This window comes from Ruegeria sp. CDSB113, assembly GCF_059611045.1.
Window position 1 is genome coordinate 19,180 of the sequence record NZ_JBXWOU010000017.1, and the last position, 20,076, is coordinate 39,255.

Genomic DNA, 20,076 nt, shown 5'->3' on the forward strand with positions numbered 1-20,076 from the left:
CCTGCTGCCTAGCTATTCAATACATGCATAGCGGCTAGACCTAAACTTCGGTTGTTAGCGATATCGCTTGGACCTATCTCAACCCTGTCCGAACAAGGAACGTAAACAGTTTCCGGGGAATTCGCCCCGGTCAGAGAAAGGAAAAGAAATATGGCACACACAGCAACACTGACCCATGGCGGCTTCAACCTGAGCGCCCGTTTTGCAAACCTGATTGAGCGTGTGAAAGAGAACCGTGCTCGTGCGAACGAGTATAACCGTACCTACGGCGAGCTTCAGCGCTTGACCAATCGCGAATTGGACGACATCGGAATCCGCCGCTGCGATATCGCGGACATCGCCCGCGAGCACGCATATTGTTCGTAAGCAATAGTTAAGAACAACCCGAACCCAAGGCGCCAATTTGGCGCCTTTTTTGGTTGCGGTGATGCGCATGACACAACTTCTCGAAAACCAGATCGCAGCTATTGCGGGTGGGTCTGAAATCCGTCATGTCCGAGTAAGGCAGCCGCAAAAGGCCGCATCAGTCTAAACGAAACAAGGCCGGGCGACGTGCAAGACCAAGAGATCGGGATGCTATGGGTCGATGGCCCGCTGAGTTTTCTGGAGCAACTGTGCATCAAGTCCTTTCTGGACGCCGGTCAACCGGTTCGCCTTTATACCTACGGAAATGTCACAAAGATTCCGGACGGTGTAGATTGCCGTGACGCGAGGGAAATCCTGCCGGATAGTGAATTCGTTACGCATGGTCGAACAGGCAGTCCAGCGCCGCACTCGGACAAGTTTCGGTATCGCATGCTGGCGAAGGAACCGGGGCTAATTTGGGCTGATACGGACGCCTATTGCGTCAAGCCGTTTTCCACGCTGAACGGACACTACTATGGGTATCTCGAAGGCGAGGTCGCAATCGGGGTTTTGGGTCTGCCAGCGGACAGCGAAACGCTCGGTTTGTTGAATGAATACACAAATGACCCTTTCCGTATCCCTCCATGGTTGCCCAGACGGATCATGCGGCCGCTGCAAGCGGCTCAGGATGCGGGCGAACCCGTCAATATACCGGAAACATATTGGGGCGTTTGGGGGCCTAAGGCCATAACGTGGGCGCTCAACAAGTCCAAGGAAGTTCGCTTTGCGCTGCCCGAACACGTCTTTTACCCATTAAACTTTACGCGGCGGAGGGCTTTGGCTCGTCCGGGCGTGGATCTGTCCCGGTTCATAAAAGAAGACACGGTTTCAATTCATTTTTACGGTCGCCGGATGCGGTCCATCCTCGCCCACAAATATGGTGGGATCCCAAATCCAGACAGCCTAGTGGGAAAACTGCTCGCAAAACACGAGATTGACCCACAAGAAGCGCCCATTACCCCGCATGGCGAAAAAGTCGCGGCGCAATAGACGGACATCAAAACTTGCATACTGGCGCGCAAAGCTGTATCGGGCTCCGGTGGCAGTCTGTCCACGAGAATCAAAACCAAAAAATGCCGTGTCTGACCCATCACGCTTCGGGGTCATTTCCGGCTTAGGAGAAGCGAAATGAAACTGAACGAATTGCGCGACAATCCTGGCGCCACACCAAAACGCACCCGCGTTGGCCGTGGTCCGGGTTCCGGCAAAGGTAAAATGGGTGGCCGTGGTATCAAAGGCCAGAAATCCCGTTCGGGTGTGGCCATCAACGGTTACGAAGGCGGCCAGATGCCTTTGTACCAGCGTCTGCCCAAGCGTGGCTTCAACAAGCCAAACCGCAAGGCATTCGCCGTTATCAACCTGGGCCTGATCCAGAAATTCGTCGACGCCGGCAAACTGGACGCCAAAGCTGCGATCACCGAGGATGCACTGGTTGCCTCCGGTCTGGTTCGTCGCAAGCTGGACGGTATCCGCGTTCTGGCCAAAGGCGAAATCAGCGCCAAATTAAACCTGGAAGTTACCGGTGCTTCGAAGGCTGCTGTTGAAGCAGTTGAGAAAGCGGGCGGCTCACTTACGGTCACAAAAGCTGCTGCGGCAGAGTAAGCGCTTGTGAGCGGGCCAAGACCCGCTTACATAGTCCTCAGAGTTTTCCAAGACGCCGCCCGAGCCGGAAAACGGTTCCGGGCGGTGTTTTCATAAGAGAGACCGATTTATGGTATCAGCAGCAGAACAAATGGCAGCCAACACAAGCTGGTCTGCCCTTGGTAAAGCCACCGATCTGCGCAACCGCATCCTGTTCACGCTTGCATTGCTGATCGTCTATCGTCTGGGCACCTTTATTCCGGTGCCGGGGATTGACGGACAAGCACTGCGCGAGTTCATGGAACAAGCGGGGCAGGGCATCGGCGGCATGGTTTCGATGTTCACCGGCGGGGCGCTGGGGCGGATGGGTATCTTTGCCCTCGGCATCATGCCTTACATTTCAGCCTCGATCATCGTGCAACTGCTGACATCCATGGTTCCCGCGCTCGAACAGCTCAAGAAAGAGGGCGAGCAGGGGCGCAAGAAAATCAACCAGTACACCCGCTTCGGCACTGTGGCCCTGGCCACCGTGCAGGCCTATGGTCTGGCGGTTTCGCTGGAATCGGGCGATCTGGCCACCGATCCTGGGCTTTTCTTCCGCATGTCGACCATGATCACTCTGGTGGGCGGCACGATGTTCCTGATGTGGCTGGGTGAACAGATCACCGCGCGCGGCATCGGCAACGGTATCTCTCTGATCATCTTCGTCGGCATCATTGCCGAGGTTCCGGCCGCTCTGGCGCAGTTCTTTGCGTCGGGTCGCTCGGGTGCAATCAGCCCCGCTGTGATCATCGGTGTGATCGTCATGGTTATCGTGGTCATTACCTTCGTGGTGTTCATGGAACGCGCGCTGCGCAAGATCCACATTCAGTACCCGCGCCGTCAGGCCGGTATGAAGGTATACGAGGGCGGCTCCAGCCACCTGCCGGTCAAAGTGAACCCGGCGGGCGTTATCCCTGCGATTTTTGCCAGCTCGTTGCTATTGCTGCCGGTGACGATCTCGACCTTCTCGTCGGGTGCCACAAACGGCCCGGTCATGTCGTGGCTACTGGCCAACTTTGGCCCCGGTCAGCCGCTGTATCTGCTGTTCTTCGCGTCGATGATCGTGTTCTTCGCCTATTTCTACACGTTCAACGTCTCGTTCAAACCGGATGATGTTGCGGACAACCTGAAAAAACAGAATGGTTTTGTGCCCGGCATTCGTCCCGGCAAGAAAACCGCCGAGTATCTGGAATACGTGGTCAACCGCGTGCTGGTTCTGGGTTCGGCCTATCTGGCGCTGGTATGTCTGCTGCCTGAAATTCTGCGGAACCAATTCGCCATCCCGTTCTACTTCGGCGGTACCTCGGTTCTGATTATCGTCTCTGTGACCATGGACACGATCCAGCAAGTCCAGAGCCATTTGCTGGCGCATCAATACGAAGGGCTTATCGAAAAGTCCCAGCTGCGCGGTAAGAGCAAGAAACGCGGCAGGAAGGGACCCGCTCGTCGATGAACATCATTTTGTTGGGCCCGCCAGGTGCGGGCAAAGGAACGCAAGCGCGTCACCTGGTAGAAACGCGCGGCATGGTGCAACTGAGCACCGGTGACATGCTACGAGAAGCCAAAGACAGCGGAACCGAAATGGGCAACCGCGTGGCCGAGGTGATGGCCAAGGGTGAGCTGGTAACCGACGAGATCGTCATCGGCCTGATCCGTGAAAAGCTGGAACAGGGTGCCAAGGGCGGTTTCATCTTCGACGGTTTCCCGCGCACGCTGGCACAGGCTGACGCACTGGGAGATCTGCTAAAAAGCACCGGCGAAACGCTGGATGCGGTCATCGCGATGGAAGTCAACGATGACGCGCTGGTCGAACGGATCACCGCACGCTCGACCTGTGGTGGCTGCGGCGAGGTCTACAATGACGTCACCAAGCCGATCCCGGCGGACGGAAAATGCACCAACTGCGGCAAGGAAAACGACTTCAAACGCCGCGCAGATGATAATGAGGAAAGCCTCAAGACTCGTCTGATGGAATACTACAAAAAGACCTCGATGCTGATCGGCTATTACTATGCCAAGGGCAACCTGTCCTGGGTTGACGGTCTGGGTGAAATTGACGCCGTTCAAAACGAGATTTCGCAGGTTTTGGATGGTGGCGTCGACGTCGGAAACGGCTGATCCATTTCTGCCCTTGACCTGAGTAAGAAAAGCCCATATCGACCCCCATCCCTAACGGGAATCACGACCGCATGCGGGATTCGTTCCGGATGCCCCGACCACCTCGAATAATACTGGATCCTCTGGCGTCACTGCCAAGATCGAGTGTTGTGAAAAAAGGTTCCGGAGCTACGGAACCGCAACAAAAAAGGAAAGTGACACGTGGCACGTATTGCCGGCGTAAACATCCCGACTGCAAAGCGGGTACCTATCGCCCTCACATATATCACCGGTATCGGAAACACCTCGGCCAAAGCGATCTGCGAAGCCGTAGGCATCGACGCGACCCGTCGCGTTAATGAACTGTCCGACGCCGAAGTTCTGGCCATCCGCGAACATATCGACGCAAACTTCACCGTTGAAGGTGACCTGCGCCGTGAAGTTCAGATGAACGTCAAGCGCCTGATGGACCTGGGCTGCTACCGCGGTCTGCGTCACCGTCGTAACCTGCCCGTTCGCGGTCAGCGTACCCACACCAATGCTCGTACCCGCAAAGGCCCCGCAAAGGCCATTGCTGGTAAGAAGAAATAAGGAGGGTCTGACTGATGGCACGCGAAAAGACTCGTACCAAGAAAAAAGAGCGCAAGAATATCGCATCGGGCGTCGCCCATGTGAATTCGACCTTCAACAACACCAAGATCCTGATCTCGGACGTGCAGGGCAACGCCATTGCGTGGTCGTCGGCCGGGACCATGGGTTTCAAAGGGTCGCGTAAATCGACACCTTACGCCGCTCAGATGGCTGCAGAAGATGCAGGCAAGAAGGCGCAGGATCACGGTGTCAAGACGCTGGAAGTCGAAGTTCAGGGCCCCGGTTCGGGTCGTGAATCGGCTCTGCGCGCGCTGGCTGCTGTGGGCTTCAACATCACGTCGATCCGTGACGTTACACCGATTGCTCACAACGGTTGCCGCCCGCCGAAGCGCCGCCGCGTCTAAGCGATTTTGAATTGAGCTGGGGCTGTGTTTTCGCACGGCCCCAGCACGTCATTTTGAACCTCGGGCGTCTGCACCTTGTTGGTCATGGGGCGCGGACAGGAATGGAGGGATTACATGATCCATAAGAATTGGGCTGAATTGATCAAGCCGACACAGCTGGAAGGCAAGCCGGGCAACGACCCTGCGCGTCAGGCAACCTTGGTTGCTGAACCGCTGGAGCGTGGCTTTGGTCTGACCTTGGGCAACGCGCTGCGCCGCGTTCTGATGAGCTCGCTGCAAGGTGCGGCCATCACCAGCGTCCAGATCGACAACGTATTGCACGAGTTCTCGAGCGTTGCCGGAGTTCGTGAAGACGTCACCGACATCATCCTGAACCTCAAGCAGGTTGCCCTGCGCATGGAAGTCGAAGGCCCCAAGCGCCTGTCGATCAATGCCAAAGGCCCAGCAGTTGTCACCGCAGGTGACATCAGCGAAAGCGCTGGTATCGAGGTTCTGAACCGCGATCACGTCATCTGCCACTTGGACGATGGCGCCGACCTGTTCATGGAACTGACCGTCAACACCGGTAAGGGCTATGTTTCGGCTGAGAAGAACAAGCCGGAAGATGCGCCTATCGGTCTGATCCCGATCGACGCGATCTATTCGCCGGTCAAAAAGGTTGCCTATGACGTTCAGCCGACCCGCGAAGGTCAGGTTCTGGACTATGACAAGCTGACCCTGAAGATCGAAACCGATGGTTCGATCACGCCGGAAGACGCGCTGGCCTTTGCCGCACGCATCCTGCAGGATCAGCTGTCGATCTTCGTCAACTTCGACGAGCCCGAAGCGGCTGGTCGCCAGGACGAAGACGATGGTCTGGAGTTCAACCCGCTGCTGCTGAAGAAAGTAGACGAGTTGGAATTGTCGGTCCGTTCGGCAAACTGCCTGAAGAACGACAACATCGTTTACATCGGCGACCTGATCCAGAAGACCGAAGCCGAGATGCTGCGCACCCCGAACTTCGGCCGCAAGTCGCTGAACGAGATCAAGGAAGTGCTGTCCGGCATGGGTCTGCACCTCGGCATGGATGTCGAGGACTGGCCGCCTGACAACATCGAAGATCTGGCAAAGAAATTCGAAGACGCGTTCTAAACGCGTCTTCCCAAATGCCCGGATTTCCGGGGACAAAATGGGCACATCCGCCCCAAGGAGAGCCGGTGACACGCATCGCCGGCCAGACAAAGCAAAACGCTGAAGAAGGAACTAGAAAATGCGTCACGCACGTGGTTACCGCCGCCTGAACCGTACTCATGAGCACCGTAAGGCTCTGTTTGCAAACATGGCTGGCTCGCTCATCGAACATGAGCAGATCAAAACAACTCTGCCCAAGGCAAAAGAACTGCGCCCGATCATCGAAAAGCTGGTCACTCTGGGCAAGCGCGGCGACCTGCACGCTCGCCGTCAGGCCGCTTCGCAGCTGAAGCAAGACAAAGACGTCGCAAAGCTGTTCGAAATCCTGGGCCCCCGCTACGCCGAGCGTCAGGGCGGTTATGTCCGTATCCTGAAAGCTGGCTTCCGCTATGGCGACATGGCACCGATGGCGATCATCGAATTCGTTGACCGTGATCTGGACGCCAAAGGCGCGGCTGACAAAGCCCGCGTTGCCGCCGAAGAGGCCGCAGACGAAGAATAAGAAAGCCCGGCTTTCTGAATTCAAACCCCCGCGTTTCGGACGCGGGGGTTTTTTGTTGGAAGACAAGGGCTGGTGACAACGCTCTTAGTTGCCTTCAGCCTTTTGAATGCTGTCTTCCGAAGCACCGGCAGTCAGGTTCGCTTCGGAAAACGCGGGTGTTTCCGGCAGTTCCAAATGCAGTGACGATGTGTGGTCGATTTCGATCCGCCCGCTGGCCAAGGTATAGTCTAAGACATGCCCGCCAGTTTTTCGATCACTGGAAATAAAGTGGAGATGATAGCCGGGAACCCCAATCCCCACAGCGTAATCCGGACAGCGAAACCCAAGAATAATGCCGTCCACGTCGTCCAATTCAAACTCAGCCTGCGATTTTACGACTTCAAGCAATGGCTTGTAGGGACGGTCTTGCCGCAGAACGTTTCGATATTTGATGTGCTTAATCCGGCCCGTAAAGCACACTGCGTAGAACAGGTTTCTTTCCGCAGCTCTGGCATCCAATTGCGCTTCAAATGCCTGTTTGCTGACATCGTTAGTTGGATCCAAGGCATCAGTAGGACGGAACTTGATGACTGCGGCGTAGGGGGTCAAATCCGTGTCGCTTGCTACGTTAGCCTTCCCTTCGCCGTCCAGACGATAGGCGACGCCATCCAGAACGATCATCTCACCGTCCAGGGCGTTGAAAGTACCCAAACCAAAATCACCGTGTTCAAGCAGCTCACCGATAGAAAGGGTACCGTCATAGACCCCCTGCATTATCGCACTGAGTAGTGAGGCCTGATAGTATTCGTGCGCGGTCTCTTCTGCATTTGACAGCGCAGCCTGCCGGTGGCTGGCGACGGCTGTTGCAAAAGTCAATTCATGGTCCTGATGCATGAGGTGCCGTCCCACTGGTTCTGTTGCATGGTAAGTATGTTAGTCCAACGTATCAGAATTGGCACAAAGCGACATGGCGTGATCACTTGCAATCCCGATCACTGCCCCGCATATCCATTTTGCGACTTTTCCGGAGGGGTGTTTATGTTGCGAATCCTGTTTTGTCTTTTGTTGTTAACGGGCGCGGCCACTGCGGACACCCGTGTTCCAACATCCCAGGCCGAGATTTCCCTTGGATTTGCCCCTGTGGTCAAACAGGCCTCTCCGGCGGTCGTTAACATCTATGCCAAGATTGTTCGGCAGGGGCGGGCGAATCCATTCTTCTCGGATCCGTTTTTTGAAGAGTTCTTTGGTCGGGGCTTCTCTGAGCCGCGCCCACGTGTACAGAACTCGCTGGGCTCTGGCGTCATTCTGTCTGAGGACGGTTATGTCGTGTCGAACTACCACGTTGTTGGAACAGCCACCGAAATCCGCGTGGTGACGACCGACCGGCGTGAATTTTCAGCGCAAGTGGTGCTGGGCGACAAGGAAAGCGACATTGCCATCCTGCGGTTGGAAGACGCCAAGGATTTGCCGCATCTGAACTTCCGCGATTCCGATCAGATTGAGGTAGGGGAACTGGCGCTTGCGATCGGTAATCCGTTTGGTGTGGGACAAACCGTATCTTCCGGGATCATCTCAGGTCTGGCGCGGACCGGGACGGCCACTGGCAACGCGCGTGGGTACTTTATTCAAACCGATGCCGCGATCAATCCGGGCAATTCCGGCGGGGCGTTGATCGACGTGAATGGCGATCTGATCGGGATTAACACATCGATCCTGACGCGATCCGGCGGCTCCAACGGCATCGGGTTTGCGATCCCGGCGAATCTGGTGGCCGAATTTTTGCGCCAGGCCAAGGCCGGGAATGACAGCTTTGTCAGCCCTTGGGCCGGGGTCTCTGGTCAGCACATGAGCGCGGATATCGCCGAATCTCTGGGATTGGTATTCCCTATGGGTGTTGTGATCTCGGACCTGCACACCCTGAGTCCGCTGGGTGAGGCAGGGCTGCGCGTGGGGGATGTGGTGACTCATGTGGATGGGGATGAGGTGAATTCCCCAGCCGAGATGAAGTTCCGCATGTCCGTTGCCGGCGTTGGTGGCACTTCGGTCCTGACCCGGCTGCGGGGTCAGGACAGAGCGGATATCGAGGTTGCCCTGATCAAGGTCCCGGAAACTCCACCGGCTGATGAAACCGTTCTGAACGATAGCACCGTGATGCCGGGCCTGAAGGTGTCGCGCATCAACCCTGCGATCATTACCCAGATGGGGCTTTTGCTGTCGCAAACTGGCGTGGTGATTGTGGACGCAGACCGGTACGGTGGACGATCCGGATTGCGCGCGGGTGACGTGGTCCTAAGCATCAACGGAACGGAAGTCCAACATCCTAAAGACGTGGTGGATGCGATGACCGATCCGGGGCGCAGATTGAATTTGGATGTTCTGCGGGGTGGACAGGCCGTATCTCTGCGGTTCCGGCTGTAACCGCATGAGCGATCTGTTCGATACCGGGGCGAGCGAGCCTGCACCATCCCCGCACCGCCCGTTGGCGGACCGGCTGCGCCCGCAGTCGTTGGCCGAGGTCATCGGACAGCAGCAGGTGTTGGGCCCGGATGCTCCGCTGGGCGTCATGTTGGCCTCGGGCAGTTTGTCCAGTTTGGTTTTTTGGGGCCCGCCGGGTGTTGGGAAAACCACGATCGCGCGCTTGCTGGCCCAGGAAACCGATCTGCATTTCGTTCAGATCAGTGCGATTTTCACCGGTGTGCCAGACCTAAAGAAAGTGTTCGAAGCGGCAAAGATTCGGCGACAGAACGGGCAGGGCACGTTGCTGTTTGTCGATGAGATTCACCGCTTCAATAAGGCACAGCAAGACGGGTTTCTTCCACATATGGAGGACGGGACTATCCTGCTGGTCGGGGCCACGACCGAAAATCCGTCTTTTGAGCTGAACGCCGCTGTGCTTAGCCGGGCTCAGGTACTTGTCCTTGAGCGGCTTAGCCTTGCGGATCTGGAACGTCTGACCCAGCGCGCAGAGAAAGAACTGGACCGCGCCCTGCCACTGACAGGCGCGGCCCGAGAGGGTTTGCAAGAGATGGCGGATGGCGACGGTCGCGCGCTTTTGAACCTGATCGAACAGGTGGCGGCTTGGACTGTTAATGCACCTCTGGACCTCGACGCGCTGTCCACGCGGCTGATGCGCCGTGCGGCCAAATACGACAAGTCCGGGGACGAGCATTACAATTTGATCTCGGCCCTTCATAAATCCGTACGCGGATCTGACCCAGATGCGGCGCTTTATTGGTTTGCGCGGATGCTGACGGGTGGGGAGGATCCGCGCTATCTGGCGCGGCGGATCACGCGGATGGCGGTCGAAGACATTGGTCTCGCCGATCCGCAGGCGCAGACGATTTGCCTGCACGCGTGGGAAACTTACGAACGTTTGGGTAGCCCAGAGGGTGAATTGGCCATAGCGCAGGCGCTGGTTTATCTGGCGTTGGCCCCGAAATCGAACGGCGCTTATGTTGGGTACAAGGCGGCGATACGATTGGCCAAGCAGTCAGGCAGCGAACCCCCGCCAAAACACATTCTGAACGCGCCGACATCGTTGATGAAAAATCAGGGCTATGGCACAGGCTATGCCTATGACCATGACGCCGAAGATGGCTTTTCCGGACAAAACTATTTCCCCGACGGCATGAAGCGGCCAGAATTGTATAAACCCGTGGAGCGTGGGTTCGAGCGTGAATTGAAGAAGCGTCTGGACTACTTCGCCAAGCTGCGGGCACAGAGGAACGAGTAGCACACCACTGCGTGATGCGTTGAAGAACGAATGCGCAAACGACCAAGAGGTGATCCGACGCCGAGACAACGTAGGCGCCTGGGTTTCCCGGGCATTTGACCGGCTTGACTCTTGGCCTTTTGCACGGCACAGACGCGCATGTTTTCTAGGGCACTTACACACTTGTTTAGCGGGCGGATATTCCGCGCGACGCAGAGGATATCGGCATGAGCGGCGTACAGATGATCACCGTGGTAGAGGGTGACGGCGACCAGCGGCTGGATCGGTGGCTGCGCCGCCTGTTTCCGCATGTCAGCCAGGGCCGCATCGAAAAGATGTGCCGCAAGGGTGAGGTGCGCGTAGAAGGCGGGCGGGTCAAAGCCTCGACCCGGCTTGAGGTCGGGCAGGTCGTGCGCGTACCACCCTTGCCGGATGCTGATCACAAGCCGGTTGCAGTCAAACGAGGCATCTCGGATGCCGACGCCAAGATGATCCAGTCCTGCGTGATCTATCGCGACGATCATGTTCTGGCCCTGAACAAGCCACAGGGTCTTCCGGTGCAGGGCGGCAGTGGCCAGACCCGCCACGTGGACGGCCTGTCTGAGGCTTTGCGCTTTGGCTATGACGAAAACCCGCGCCTCGTGCACCGCTTGGACAAGGACACATCGGGTGTATTGCTGATGGCCCGCACCCGCGAGGCCGCCAAGGGGCTGACAGCCGCCTTCCGGCACCGCGATACACGCAAGATCTATTGGGCACTGGTTGCTGGCGTGCCGACCCCGTATCTGGGCGAGATCAAGACTGGTTTGGTCAAGGCATCCGGTCACGGTAAACAGGGTGAGGGCGAAAAGATGATCGCCGTGCATCTGAACGAAATCAACGACACGCCGGGCGCGAAACGGGCGCATACGCTGTATGCAACGCTGTATCGCGTGGCAGGGCGCGCCTCATGGGTGGCGATGGAGCCGATCACCGGCCGTACGCACCAGCTGCGGGTACACATGGCGGCAATCGGTCACCCAATCGTTGGCGATGGCAAATACGGTGGCTCGGGGCAGGAAAATCTGGGCGACGGTTGGGGCGCGCAACTGGGCGGGGTCATCAGCAAGAAGCTGCACCTGCACGCGCGGCAGGCCTCATTCCAGCATCCGGTCACGCGCAAGACCATAACCATTAAAGCTCCGTTGCCTGAGCATATGAAACACAGCTGGGACACGTTCGGCTGGACCGAGGATCTGGCCGCAGAAGACCCGTTCGAGGAACTGCAATGAGCGCACCCTTGCGTTTGGTGCTTTTCGATGTGGACGGAACCCTTGTCGACAGCCAGGGCAGCATTGTTGCGGCGATGACCGCCAGTTTTGGGGCCCTGTCACTGACGGTCCCCGACCGCACGGCGATTTTGTCCATCGTCGGTCTGTCCTTGCCCAATGCCATGGCCCAACTGGCGCCCGAGCAGAGCGAAACGGTTCAACACAATCTGGTTGAGGGCTACAAACAGGCCTATCACGCAAACCGTCTAGAGCAGGGGGCCGCAAGCTCACCGCTCTATCCCGGTGCGAGGGACGTAATCGAAACCCTGCATGCCATCCCCGAGGTGCTGCTGGGTGTGGCCACCGGAAAATCCCAACGCGGCCTGGACGCTTTGATCGAAGCACATGATCTGGAGCGCTATTTCGTGACCCGGCAGGTTGCGGACCATCACCCCTCGAAACCGCATCCGTCGATGATCGACACGGCCCGTTCTGAAACCGGCGTTGATGCGGAAGATACGGTGATGATTGGCGATACCCGGTTCGACATGGATATGGCGCGGGCTGCCGGAGTAACAGGGATCGGCGTATCCTGGGGATATCATGACCGATCAGCCCTGAACGGCGCGGCCTGTATAATTGAAAATTTTGACCAGTTGCCCCGAGCGCTGGATGATATCTGGACCTGAAGACATGAGCGACTGGAAGCCCAAGCGATTTTGGACCGCAAGCACGGTTGTCCAGGCGGAAGACGGATACACGGTCGAACTGGACGGTCGCCGGGTCAAGACACCGGCCAAGGCCGCATTGATCCTGCCGACGCAGGCACTGGCCGACGCGGTTGCTGCAGAATGGGATGCGCAGGAAAAAGAGGTCGATCCGACCTTGATGCCGTTTACCCGGTCTGCAAATGCAGCAATAGACAAAGTGCGTCATCAGCACGCCGAGGTTGCAGACATGCTGGCCGATTACGGCGATTCGGACCTGCTGTGCTATCGGGCGACACACCCGCAAACGTTGCAGCAACGACAGGCGGATCAATGGGATCCGGCCTTGGATTGGGCCGCTGAAACGCTGGCTGCGCGACTGGTTCCTGTGGTTGGTGTGCTGCATCAACCACAGTCAGCCGAAGCGCTCAGCACACTTCGAGGCCGCGTACACGAATTCAACGACTTCCAGCTTGCAGCCTTCCACGATCTGGTCAGCCTGTCTGGCTCGTTGGTGCTGGGATTTGCCGCCGCTCTGGACTGGCGCGCGGCGGAGGAGATTTGGGAAATCTCAAGGCTCGACGAGGCCTGGCAAACCGAACAATGGGGCCATGATGACGAGGCGCATGCGGTTGCCGAGATCAAAAAAGCTGCGTTTCTACACGCTAAACGGTTCATTGAAATCTCTATCTGAGCCTATTGAGCATCAAATTTTGACACAGATCCGGTCATCGCTGAGTTGACTCATCGTTTTCCCTGATCCGACCCTTGACGTTTGTTTATGAATGCGAGCAAACTCATGCCCACTAAAGGGGAGACACCTTTGGAGTAACCTTTCTGGTGCCAGAGGTGCCGGACAGAGCCGTCCCGGAATAGGGGCGGGTAAACAGGAAGAGGTAAAAATGAAAAAATCCGTAATTTTGGGCGTGGCCACAGTTGCCGGTCTGGCTGCTGCGGCAGCGACAGCGGGCACTGTTGACGACGTCAAAGCGCGCGGCAAGCTGAACTGTGGCGTGTCCTCGGGACTGGCCGGCTTTTCGCTGCCTGACGCGAATGGCGAATGGCAAGGTTTTGACGTCGCAGTCTGCCGTGCCGTCGCTGCGGCCGTTCTGGGCGATTCCAGCGCTGTCGAGTTTGTGCCGACCACCGGTAAGACGCGCTTTACTGCGCTGGCTTCGGGTGAGATCGACATGCTGGCACGTAACACCACATGGACCTTCAGCCGCGATGTCGACCTCAAGTTCGAATTTGCTGGCGTCAACTACTATGACGGTCAGGGTTTCATGGTTCCAAAAGCACTGGGCGTAAGCTCGGCCAAGGAACTGGACGGCGCGACCGTCTGCATCCAAACCGGCACCACCACCGAGCTGAACCTGGCCGATTTCTTCCGTGCCAACAACATCAGCTACGAGCCGGTTCCAATCGAAACCAACGCCGAAGCGCAACAGCAGTATCTGGCTGGCGCATGTGACGTTTACACCACCGACGCATCGGGCCTGGCTGCAACCCGCGCCACGTTCGAAAACCCCGGTGATCACGTCCTGCTGCCTGAAATCATCTCGAAAGAGCCGCTGGGCCCGCTGGTCCGTCATGGCGATCACGAGTGGGGCGACGTTGTCCGCTGGACCCTGAACGCATTGGTTTCGGCTGAAGAGCTGGGCGTGACCTCGGCAAACATCGACGAGCTGAGCGCTGGCACCGACAACCCGGAAGTAAACCGTCTGCTGGGTACCGAAGGTACTCTGGGCGAGATGCTGGGTCTGAACGCAGATTGGGCAGCAAACGCAATCAAGGCGGGTGGTAACTACGGCGAAGTATTTGCCAAGAACATCGGTGAAGAAACTCCGATTGGTCTTGCACGCGGCCTGAATGCCCAGTGGACCGATGGTGGTCTGCTGTATTCGCCGCCGTTCCGCTAAAATCCACGGGAAAGGGCGCGGGGCAACCTGCGCCCTTTTTCCATAAATAAGAAACACTCCCGGATGGATTGAGCGAAGATCAACTTCGCCGGCAAAAAACGGGATGCACGGGGAAATACATAGGTCATGACGACTCTCACTGACCCGCCGAAGGAGCAGTTCCGGCTGTCCATGCTCCTTTACGATACGCGGTACCGATCAGCGACCATTCAGGTCATTGCATTAATCGGTTTCATGCTTCTGGCAGCCTGGATCATCTCGAATACCATTCAAAACCTTGAAGGGTTGGGAAAGCCGGTCGAATTCGGTTTTTTTGCAGAATCCGCAAGTTATGACATTAACCAGCGATTGCTGGAATACACCTCACAGGACAGCCATCTTCGCGCCGCGTTCATCGGTTTGCTGAACACGCTGGTTGTTGCAGTTCTCGGGTGTATCACAGCGACGATTGTTGGCGTTTTTGTTGGCGTGCTGCGTCTGTCGAACAACTGGTTGGTCGCGCGCATCATGACCTTCTATGTCGAGATTTTCCGTAACGTGCCTGTCTTGCTTTGGATCGTTCTGGCCATGGCCATTTTGATCGAAGGCTTGCCGGCACCCAATGCGTTCCGAGGTGATAACCCAACGGCAACGATGGATCTGTTCAACACTGTCGCCGTTACCAATCGGGGTGTTTACATCCCTGAGTTTTTGTTCTCGCGTAGCTTGGGTGACATCCACTTGTTCGGTACATCAAGCCTTCGGTTTGATATTTCGCTGGATCTGGTCGCGTTTCTGGTCGTTCTGGGTGGCAGCATCTTTACCATGCGCAAAGTGTCCGCCTGGGCCGCCGCCAAACAGGAATCAACCGGCGACCGTCCTAAGATCTGGCATATCCAGCTGGGCATTCTGTTCGTCCCGATGATCATCCTGATGACTGCACTGGGCTTACACCTTGGATACCCGGAATTGAAAGGATTCAATTTCAGAGGCGGCACGCATATGCGCAACTCTCTGATCGCGCTATGGCTGGCTTTGTCGCTATATACGGCGGCCTTCATCGCCGAGATCGTACGCGCCGGCATTCTGGCTATTTCCAAGGGTCAGACTGAAGCTGCGTCTGCGCTGGGCTTGCGCCCGGGTCGCACCATGCGGCTGGTTATCCTGCCTCAGGCGCTGCGGGTGATCATCCCGCCGATGATCTCGAACTATCTGAACCTGACCAAGAACTCGTCGCTGGCGATTGCGGTCGGATACATGGACATCACGGGGACCCTAGGTGGCATCACCATGAACCAGACCGGCCGCGAGCTGGAATGCGTTCTGCTGCTGATGCTGGTCTATCTGGCCATCTCGCTGAGCATTTCAGCGGTGATGAACTGGTACAACAACCGTGTCAAACTGGTGGAGCGGTAATATGAGTGATGTTTCATTTGTCCGCACGGAAATGTTGCCGGAACAAGCCCCGCCAGCGTCCGAAGTCGGAGCAATCGGCTGGATCAGGCACAATCTGTTCTCAGGCTGGTTTAACTCGATCCTGACGTTGGTTTCGCTTTACGCGATCTGGTACGTGTTGTCGGGCGTTCTGCCATGGATCTTTCAGTCCGTCTGGAACGCCAACTCGCTTAACGAATGCCGCGAGATCATGATCGCCACCTGGGGTTCAACCCATGGCCATGCCTGCTGGGCGGTGATCAATGACCGTTGGCTGCAGTTGCTGTTCGGGTTCTACCCGAGCCACCTGTACTGGCGTCCGATTGTATCGCTGATCCTGCTGTTGGTCGCATTGGCGCCGGTCCTGTACTCGGATCGTGTGCCGTCCAAGATGCTGATCGTCACGGCGATCTATCCGTTCCTGATGCCATTCCTGATGTGGGGCGGCACCATTTGGGGACCGATCGCGGCAGCGTTGGGATTTGTTGTCGGCTGGGGTGCCTACACCCTTGTCAGCAAACAACTGAGCGGTCTGTTTGGCATGATTGCGGGTGTCGCAGCGTCGGTTATCTGGTGGCTGGTTCTGTCCAGCTATTTCGTCGGTGCCCTGGACTCGATCCTGCCAATCGGTATCGAAGCCGTCCAAAGCCGCCAGTTCGGTGGCTTCATGCTGGCGATCCTGCTGGGTGTCGTGGCCATTGGTGTCTCGTTGCCGATCGGAATTGTTCTGGCGCTGGGCCGTCAGTCCGACCTGATGATCGTCAAGTACCTGTGCGTGGGCTTTATCGAGTTCATCCGCGGTGTGCCGCTGATCACGCTGTTGTTCGTGGCCTCGCTGCTGCTGAACCTGTTCCTGCCGCCGGGCACCAACTTTGACATCATCCTGCGGGTGATGATCATGATGACCCTGTTCTCAGCCGCCTATATGGCCGAGGTGATCCGGGGTGGTCTGGCTGCCCTGCCACGGGGTCAGTATGAAGGTGCCGACAGTCTCGGCCTGAACTACTGGCAAGCACAGCGACTGATCATCATGCCGCAAGCCCTGAAAATCTCAATTCCGGGCATCGTGAGCACATTCATCGGGATCTTCAAAGATACCACACTGGTGTCGATCATCGGATTGTTCGACGTGATCGGACTGGCATCTGCCATCCGCGCCGACACCGCCTGGAACGGCATCTACTGGGAACTGTTCGCGTTCATCGCGGCGCTGTTCTTCGTCGTCTGCTTCTCCATGTCCCGTTACTCCATGTATCTGGAGCGCAAGCTTCAAACTGGCCACCATTAAGGAGTTCAACATATGTCTGAACTTGCAATTGACCGTCAAATCGATCGCTCGAAGATGCAGGTGAGCGACGAGGTCGCCATCGAAATCAACAATATGAACAAGTGGTACGGATCTTTCCACGTGCTGCGCGACATCAACCTGACCGTCAATCAGGGCGAGCGGATTGTTATTGCGGGTCCTTCCGGGTCCGGAAAATCCACATTGATCCGTTGCCTGAACGCGCTGGAGGAACACCAGCAGGGCACGATCATGGTGGATGGGACCGAGCTGTCGAATGACCTCAAGAACATCGACAAGATCCGGTCCGAGGTTGGCATGGTGTTCCAGCACTTCAACCTGTTCCCGCATCTGACCATTCTGGAGAACTGCACGCTGGCCCCAATCTGGGTGCGCAAGACGCCTAAGAAAGAGGCCGAAGAGCGCGCGATGCACTTCCTGGAAAAGGTGAAAATCCCCGAGCAGGCGGATAAGTATCCCGGTCAGCTTTCAGGTGGTCAGCAGCAGCGTGTGGCGATTGCCCGCTCGCTGTGCATGATGCCGCGTATCATGTTGTTCGATGAACCGACATCGGCGCTGGACCCCGAGATGATCAAAGAGGTGCTCGACACCATGATCGAGCTGGCCGAGGAAGGCATGACCATGCTGTGCGTCACGCACGAGATGGGCTTTGCTCGTCAGGTCGCCAACCGCGTGATCTTTATGGATGCCGGTCAGATCGTGGAACAGAACGAACCGGAAGAGTTCTTCAACAACCCGCAGAGCGAGCGAACCAAGCTGTTCCTCAGCCAGATTCTGGGGCACTGAACCCGGTTACCAATTCAGGAAAAGGCGGGGCTTTGGCCTCGCCTTTTTCTATTCCAGCAACTCGCGTGGAGTAACAAACCCCTGCACATCGCCGCTGTGCCACCGGACGCCGGACCAATCCGCAATGTCAAAGCGGATCACAGCTGTTGCACAGGTTGGGTAGTCGTAGAACCGGGCGTGATCCGGCGGGTGCTTAACGATTTGGTTCGCAAAAGCGGCAATGCCGGGATTGTGGCCCAGCATCAAAACGGTTTGTTTCGTCGCGCCCGATAATTCAAGCAGCATATCTGCGGGGTCCGCATGATAAAGCGTTCGGTGAAAGCAAACGCTATCTGCCTGCAGGCCCATCCTCTCCCACGTCTCGCGGGTTCTGACCGAGCTTGAGCTGAGAACTTCGTCCGGCAGCCAGTCGTTTTCACGCAGCCACGCCGCAATCGCCGGGGCCGACCTGCGCCCGCGCTTGTTCAGCGGGCGATCATGATCGGTAAGGGCCGGGCTGTCCCAACTGGATTTCGCGTGGCGTGTCAGGATCAGTGTGCGTGTCATGATGGGTGAAACGCTCTCATGTGATGCGCGGATTGTTCGGGATCACGCCCTGCACCCGAGCTAAGAGGACAGGACAGCCGCACAAGACAACCGCCGGTCCTGCAGGTTTGCCCTTCAGGAGTGGACAGGTGTCCCTGGCAGGTCGACACATCATAAAAGTCCCGACTGTTCAGAGCGCCCACCGGGCATGTCTGGGTGCAGGGGGCGGCGCAGGTGATGCAGGGGGACGCGCTAGGTGGTGCGGGTATGGGAATTTCGTTGGTGAAATGCAGCGCACCCCGGAATGAGATCATCATGCCGACCTCATCGTGCACCAAAGCGCCCACCGGGCTGCTGAACGTGCGTCCCGATTTCAATGCCCAATCGATAAAGGGCGTATAGGGCGGGCCGCCAAACGGAAAATAGGCTGTGGCGGATAAGTCCTGTGCCATCTGCCCCACCACACGCAGCGACCAGCGGTCGACCGGATCCTTGCCTTGCCATTCAGGCGAGGATTTCAGGGCAGGCCAGAATGCACCCCCAGCACCTAGCAGGATCAGCGTGCCGCCTTCCAACTGCTTGGCGTCTGTAACGCGAGGGTGCAGCGCGCCCATGATGATCAGGCCAACGTCCTGTGCAGCCTTTTCGATGTCAGCATAGCTATGCGCTGCCGGGTCAGAGGAGGGGTGATGGCGTTTGGTCATGTCTCCTCCGCCAAAGGCTCAGTCCGGTCGGATCAGCGACCCGGCGCCGTGTTCCGTATAAAGTTCCAGCAAGACGGCATTGGGCGCGCGTCCGTCAAGGATAACCACGGCACGGACCCCGCTGTGCAGCGCGTCCAGAGCCGTTTCGGTCTTGGGTATCATGCCGCCCGCAATGGTGCCGTCCAGCGTCATCTCGCGGATCTGACCCGCCTTTAGTTCGGTCACGACGTCCCCGGCGGCATTCTTAACACCCGAGACATCGGTCAACAGTAGCAGTCGATCGGCCTTTAGCGCGGATGAAATAGCGCCAGCGGCAGTATCCCCATTGACGTTGAAGGTTTCGCCGTTCCGGCCCGCACCCAGCGGGGCGATGACAGGAATTACATCATGCGCAAACAGGTCATGCAGGATTTTCGGGTTCATCTCTGCGGGACTTCCGACAAAACCCAGGGATTCATCGGTCTGATCACAAGTCATCAACTGCGCATCTTTGCCCGACAGGCCCACGGCCGAGCCGCCCTGACCGTTGATCGCCTGAACGATGCGCTTGTTCACGAGGCCGGACAGCACCATCTCAACTACTTCAACGGTTGCTTTGTCGGTGACACGCTTGCCGTTCACGAATTCGGACTGGATATCCAGCTTATCCAGCATCGCGTTGATCATTGGACCGCCGCCGTGCACGACAACCGGGTTCACCCCGACCTGACGCATCAGGACGACATCGCGGGCGAAGCTTTCCATGGCTTCGTCACTGCCCATGGCGTGGCCGCCAAGTTTAATGACGACAATAGCGCCGTCATAGCGTTGCAGGTATGGCAGTGCGCTGTTCAGCGTTGCGGCGGTGGCGATCCAGTCCCGGTTCATGTCTCTTGTCTTCATGGCTGCAGTCCCTCTGGGAACCCGTGTTAGGGCCTTTGCACAGCTCTGCCAAGACCGGATCGCGTATAGGGCCGCACCGGTTGCCCGGATGCGGCTATTTG

22 protein-coding genes are annotated in these 20,076 nt (G+C 57.4%); 18 read left to right on the forward strand and 4 right to left on the reverse strand.

The window, feature by feature from the left end:
• The first annotated feature begins 150 nt into the window (after positions 1 to 150).
• From AC2FIS_RS21115 to rplQ, 9 genes are all read left to right on the forward strand, one after another.
• On the forward strand, positions 151 to 366 hold the full coding sequence (locus tag AC2FIS_RS21115; protein ID WP_113791477.1) for a DUF1127 domain-containing protein: 216 nt from the start codon (positions 151 to 153) through the stop codon (positions 364 to 366).
• Between the two features lie 186 nt (positions 367 to 552).
• Positions 553 to 1,395, forward strand: coding sequence for a hypothetical protein (locus AC2FIS_RS21120; protein WP_496775244.1), 843 nt, complete (start codon positions 553 to 555; stop codon positions 1,393 to 1,395).
• A 138-nt stretch (positions 1,396 to 1,533) separates the two neighbouring features.
• Complete coding sequence (rplO, locus tag AC2FIS_RS21125; protein ID WP_058272380.1) at positions 1,534 to 2,007, forward strand: 50S ribosomal protein L15; 474 nt, start codon at positions 1,534 to 1,536, stop codon at positions 2,005 to 2,007.
• A gap of 109 nt (positions 2,008 to 2,116) precedes the next feature.
• The gene (gene secY, locus AC2FIS_RS21130) at positions 2,117 to 3,481 is read left to right on the forward strand and encodes a preprotein translocase subunit SecY (protein WP_058276180.1); all 1,365 of its coding nucleotides are present in this window, start codon (positions 2,117 to 2,119) and stop codon (positions 3,479 to 3,481) included.
• A complete protein-coding gene (locus AC2FIS_RS21135) occupies positions 3,478 to 4,146 on the forward strand; it encodes an adenylate kinase (protein WP_496775245.1) in 669 nt (222 codons plus the stop codon). Before secY ends, AC2FIS_RS21135 begins: the two co-directional genes overlap by 4 nt.
• A gap of 201 nt (positions 4,147 to 4,347) precedes the next feature.
• Positions 4,348 to 4,716 carry a 30S ribosomal protein S13 gene (rpsM, locus tag AC2FIS_RS21140; RefSeq protein WP_058272383.1) on the forward strand — a complete coding sequence of 123 codons (369 nt, stop codon included), beginning with the start codon at positions 4,348 to 4,350 and terminating at the stop codon, positions 4,714 to 4,716.
• Between the two features lie 14 nt (positions 4,717 to 4,730).
• Positions 4,731 to 5,120, forward strand: a complete 390-nt coding sequence (rpsK, locus tag AC2FIS_RS21145) for a 30S ribosomal protein S11 (protein ID WP_037311698.1) — start codon at positions 4,731 to 4,733, stop codon at positions 5,118 to 5,120.
• Positions 5,121 to 5,234: 114 nt separating this feature from the next.
• Complete coding sequence (locus AC2FIS_RS21150; RefSeq protein WP_113791474.1) at positions 5,235 to 6,251, forward strand: DNA-directed RNA polymerase subunit alpha; 1,017 nt, start codon at positions 5,235 to 5,237, stop codon at positions 6,249 to 6,251.
• Positions 6,252 to 6,369: 118 nt separating this feature from the next.
• On the forward strand, positions 6,370 to 6,792 hold the full coding sequence (gene rplQ / locus AC2FIS_RS21155) for a 50S ribosomal protein L17 (protein ID WP_058276182.1): 423 nt from the start codon (positions 6,370 to 6,372) through the stop codon (positions 6,790 to 6,792).
• An 84-nt stretch (positions 6,793 to 6,876) separates the two neighbouring features.
• Here the strand turns inward: rplQ and budA are convergent, their stop codons facing one another.
• Positions 6,877 to 7,665: an acetolactate decarboxylase gene (gene budA, locus AC2FIS_RS21160; RefSeq protein WP_496775246.1), complete on the reverse strand. Its 789-nt coding sequence runs from the start codon at positions 7,663 to 7,665 to the stop codon at positions 6,877 to 6,879.
• 144 nt (positions 7,666 to 7,809) lie between these two features.
• Between budA and AC2FIS_RS21165 the strand changes: the two genes are divergently transcribed.
• From AC2FIS_RS21165 to AC2FIS_RS21205, 9 genes are all read left to right on the forward strand, one after another.
• Positions 7,810 to 9,189 carry a trypsin-like peptidase domain-containing protein gene (locus AC2FIS_RS21165; protein WP_496775247.1) on the forward strand — a complete coding sequence of 460 codons (1,380 nt, stop codon included), beginning with the start codon at positions 7,810 to 7,812 and terminating at the stop codon, positions 9,187 to 9,189.
• A 4-nt stretch (positions 9,190 to 9,193) separates the two neighbouring features.
• A complete protein-coding gene (locus AC2FIS_RS21170) occupies positions 9,194 to 10,504 on the forward strand; it encodes a replication-associated recombination protein A (protein WP_496775248.1) in 1,311 nt (436 codons plus the stop codon).
• A 206-nt stretch (positions 10,505 to 10,710) separates the two neighbouring features.
• The gene (locus AC2FIS_RS21175) at positions 10,711 to 11,754 is read left to right on the forward strand and encodes an RluA family pseudouridine synthase (RefSeq protein ID WP_496775249.1); all 1,044 of its coding nucleotides are present in this window, start codon (positions 10,711 to 10,713) and stop codon (positions 11,752 to 11,754) included.
• Positions 11,751 to 12,422, forward strand: coding sequence for an HAD-IA family hydrolase (locus tag AC2FIS_RS21180; protein ID WP_496775250.1), 672 nt, complete (start codon positions 11,751 to 11,753; stop codon positions 12,420 to 12,422). Before AC2FIS_RS21175 ends, AC2FIS_RS21180 begins: the two co-directional genes overlap by 4 nt.
• A gap of 4 nt (positions 12,423 to 12,426) precedes the next feature.
• Positions 12,427 to 13,134, forward strand: coding sequence for an ATP12 family chaperone protein (locus AC2FIS_RS21185; protein ID WP_496775251.1), 708 nt, complete (start codon positions 12,427 to 12,429; stop codon positions 13,132 to 13,134).
• A gap of 208 nt (positions 13,135 to 13,342) precedes the next feature.
• Positions 13,343 to 14,359 carry an amino acid ABC transporter substrate-binding protein gene (locus AC2FIS_RS21190; protein WP_282153884.1) on the forward strand — a complete coding sequence of 339 codons (1,017 nt, stop codon included), beginning with the start codon at positions 13,343 to 13,345 and terminating at the stop codon, positions 14,357 to 14,359.
• 126 nt (positions 14,360 to 14,485) lie between these two features.
• Complete coding sequence (locus AC2FIS_RS21195) at positions 14,486 to 15,754, forward strand: amino acid ABC transporter permease (protein WP_282120551.1); 1,269 nt, start codon at positions 14,486 to 14,488, stop codon at positions 15,752 to 15,754.
• A gap of 1 nt (position 15,755) precedes the next feature.
• On the forward strand, positions 15,756 to 17,060 hold the full coding sequence (locus AC2FIS_RS21200; protein WP_282153886.1) for an amino acid ABC transporter permease: 1,305 nt from the start codon (positions 15,756 to 15,758) through the stop codon (positions 17,058 to 17,060).
• Positions 17,061 to 17,072: 12 nt separating this feature from the next.
• A complete protein-coding gene (locus AC2FIS_RS21205; protein WP_058272392.1) occupies positions 17,073 to 17,864 on the forward strand; it encodes an amino acid ABC transporter ATP-binding protein in 792 nt (263 codons plus the stop codon).
• Positions 17,865 to 17,912: 48 nt separating this feature from the next.
• Here AC2FIS_RS21205 and AC2FIS_RS21210 read toward each other — a convergent pair whose 3' ends face one another.
• From AC2FIS_RS21210 to argB, 3 genes are read right to left on the reverse strand one after another with little or no spacing between them, the layout of a single operon-like run.
• Positions 17,913 to 18,410 (reverse strand): SixA phosphatase family protein, encoded by a 498-nt coding sequence (locus AC2FIS_RS21210; RefSeq protein WP_496775252.1) that lies wholly within the window; start codon positions 18,408 to 18,410, stop codon positions 17,913 to 17,915.
• Positions 18,407 to 19,093 carry a ferredoxin gene (locus AC2FIS_RS21215; RefSeq protein ID WP_496775253.1) on the reverse strand — a complete coding sequence of 229 codons (687 nt, stop codon included), beginning with the start codon at positions 19,091 to 19,093 and terminating at the stop codon, positions 18,407 to 18,409. Before AC2FIS_RS21215 ends, AC2FIS_RS21210 begins: the two co-directional genes overlap by 4 nt.
• A gap of 18 nt (positions 19,094 to 19,111) precedes the next feature.
• On the reverse strand, positions 19,112 to 19,975 hold the full coding sequence (gene argB / locus AC2FIS_RS21220; RefSeq protein ID WP_496775254.1) for an acetylglutamate kinase: 864 nt from the start codon (positions 19,973 to 19,975) through the stop codon (positions 19,112 to 19,114).
• Between the last annotated feature and the right edge of the window lie 101 nt (positions 19,976 to 20,076).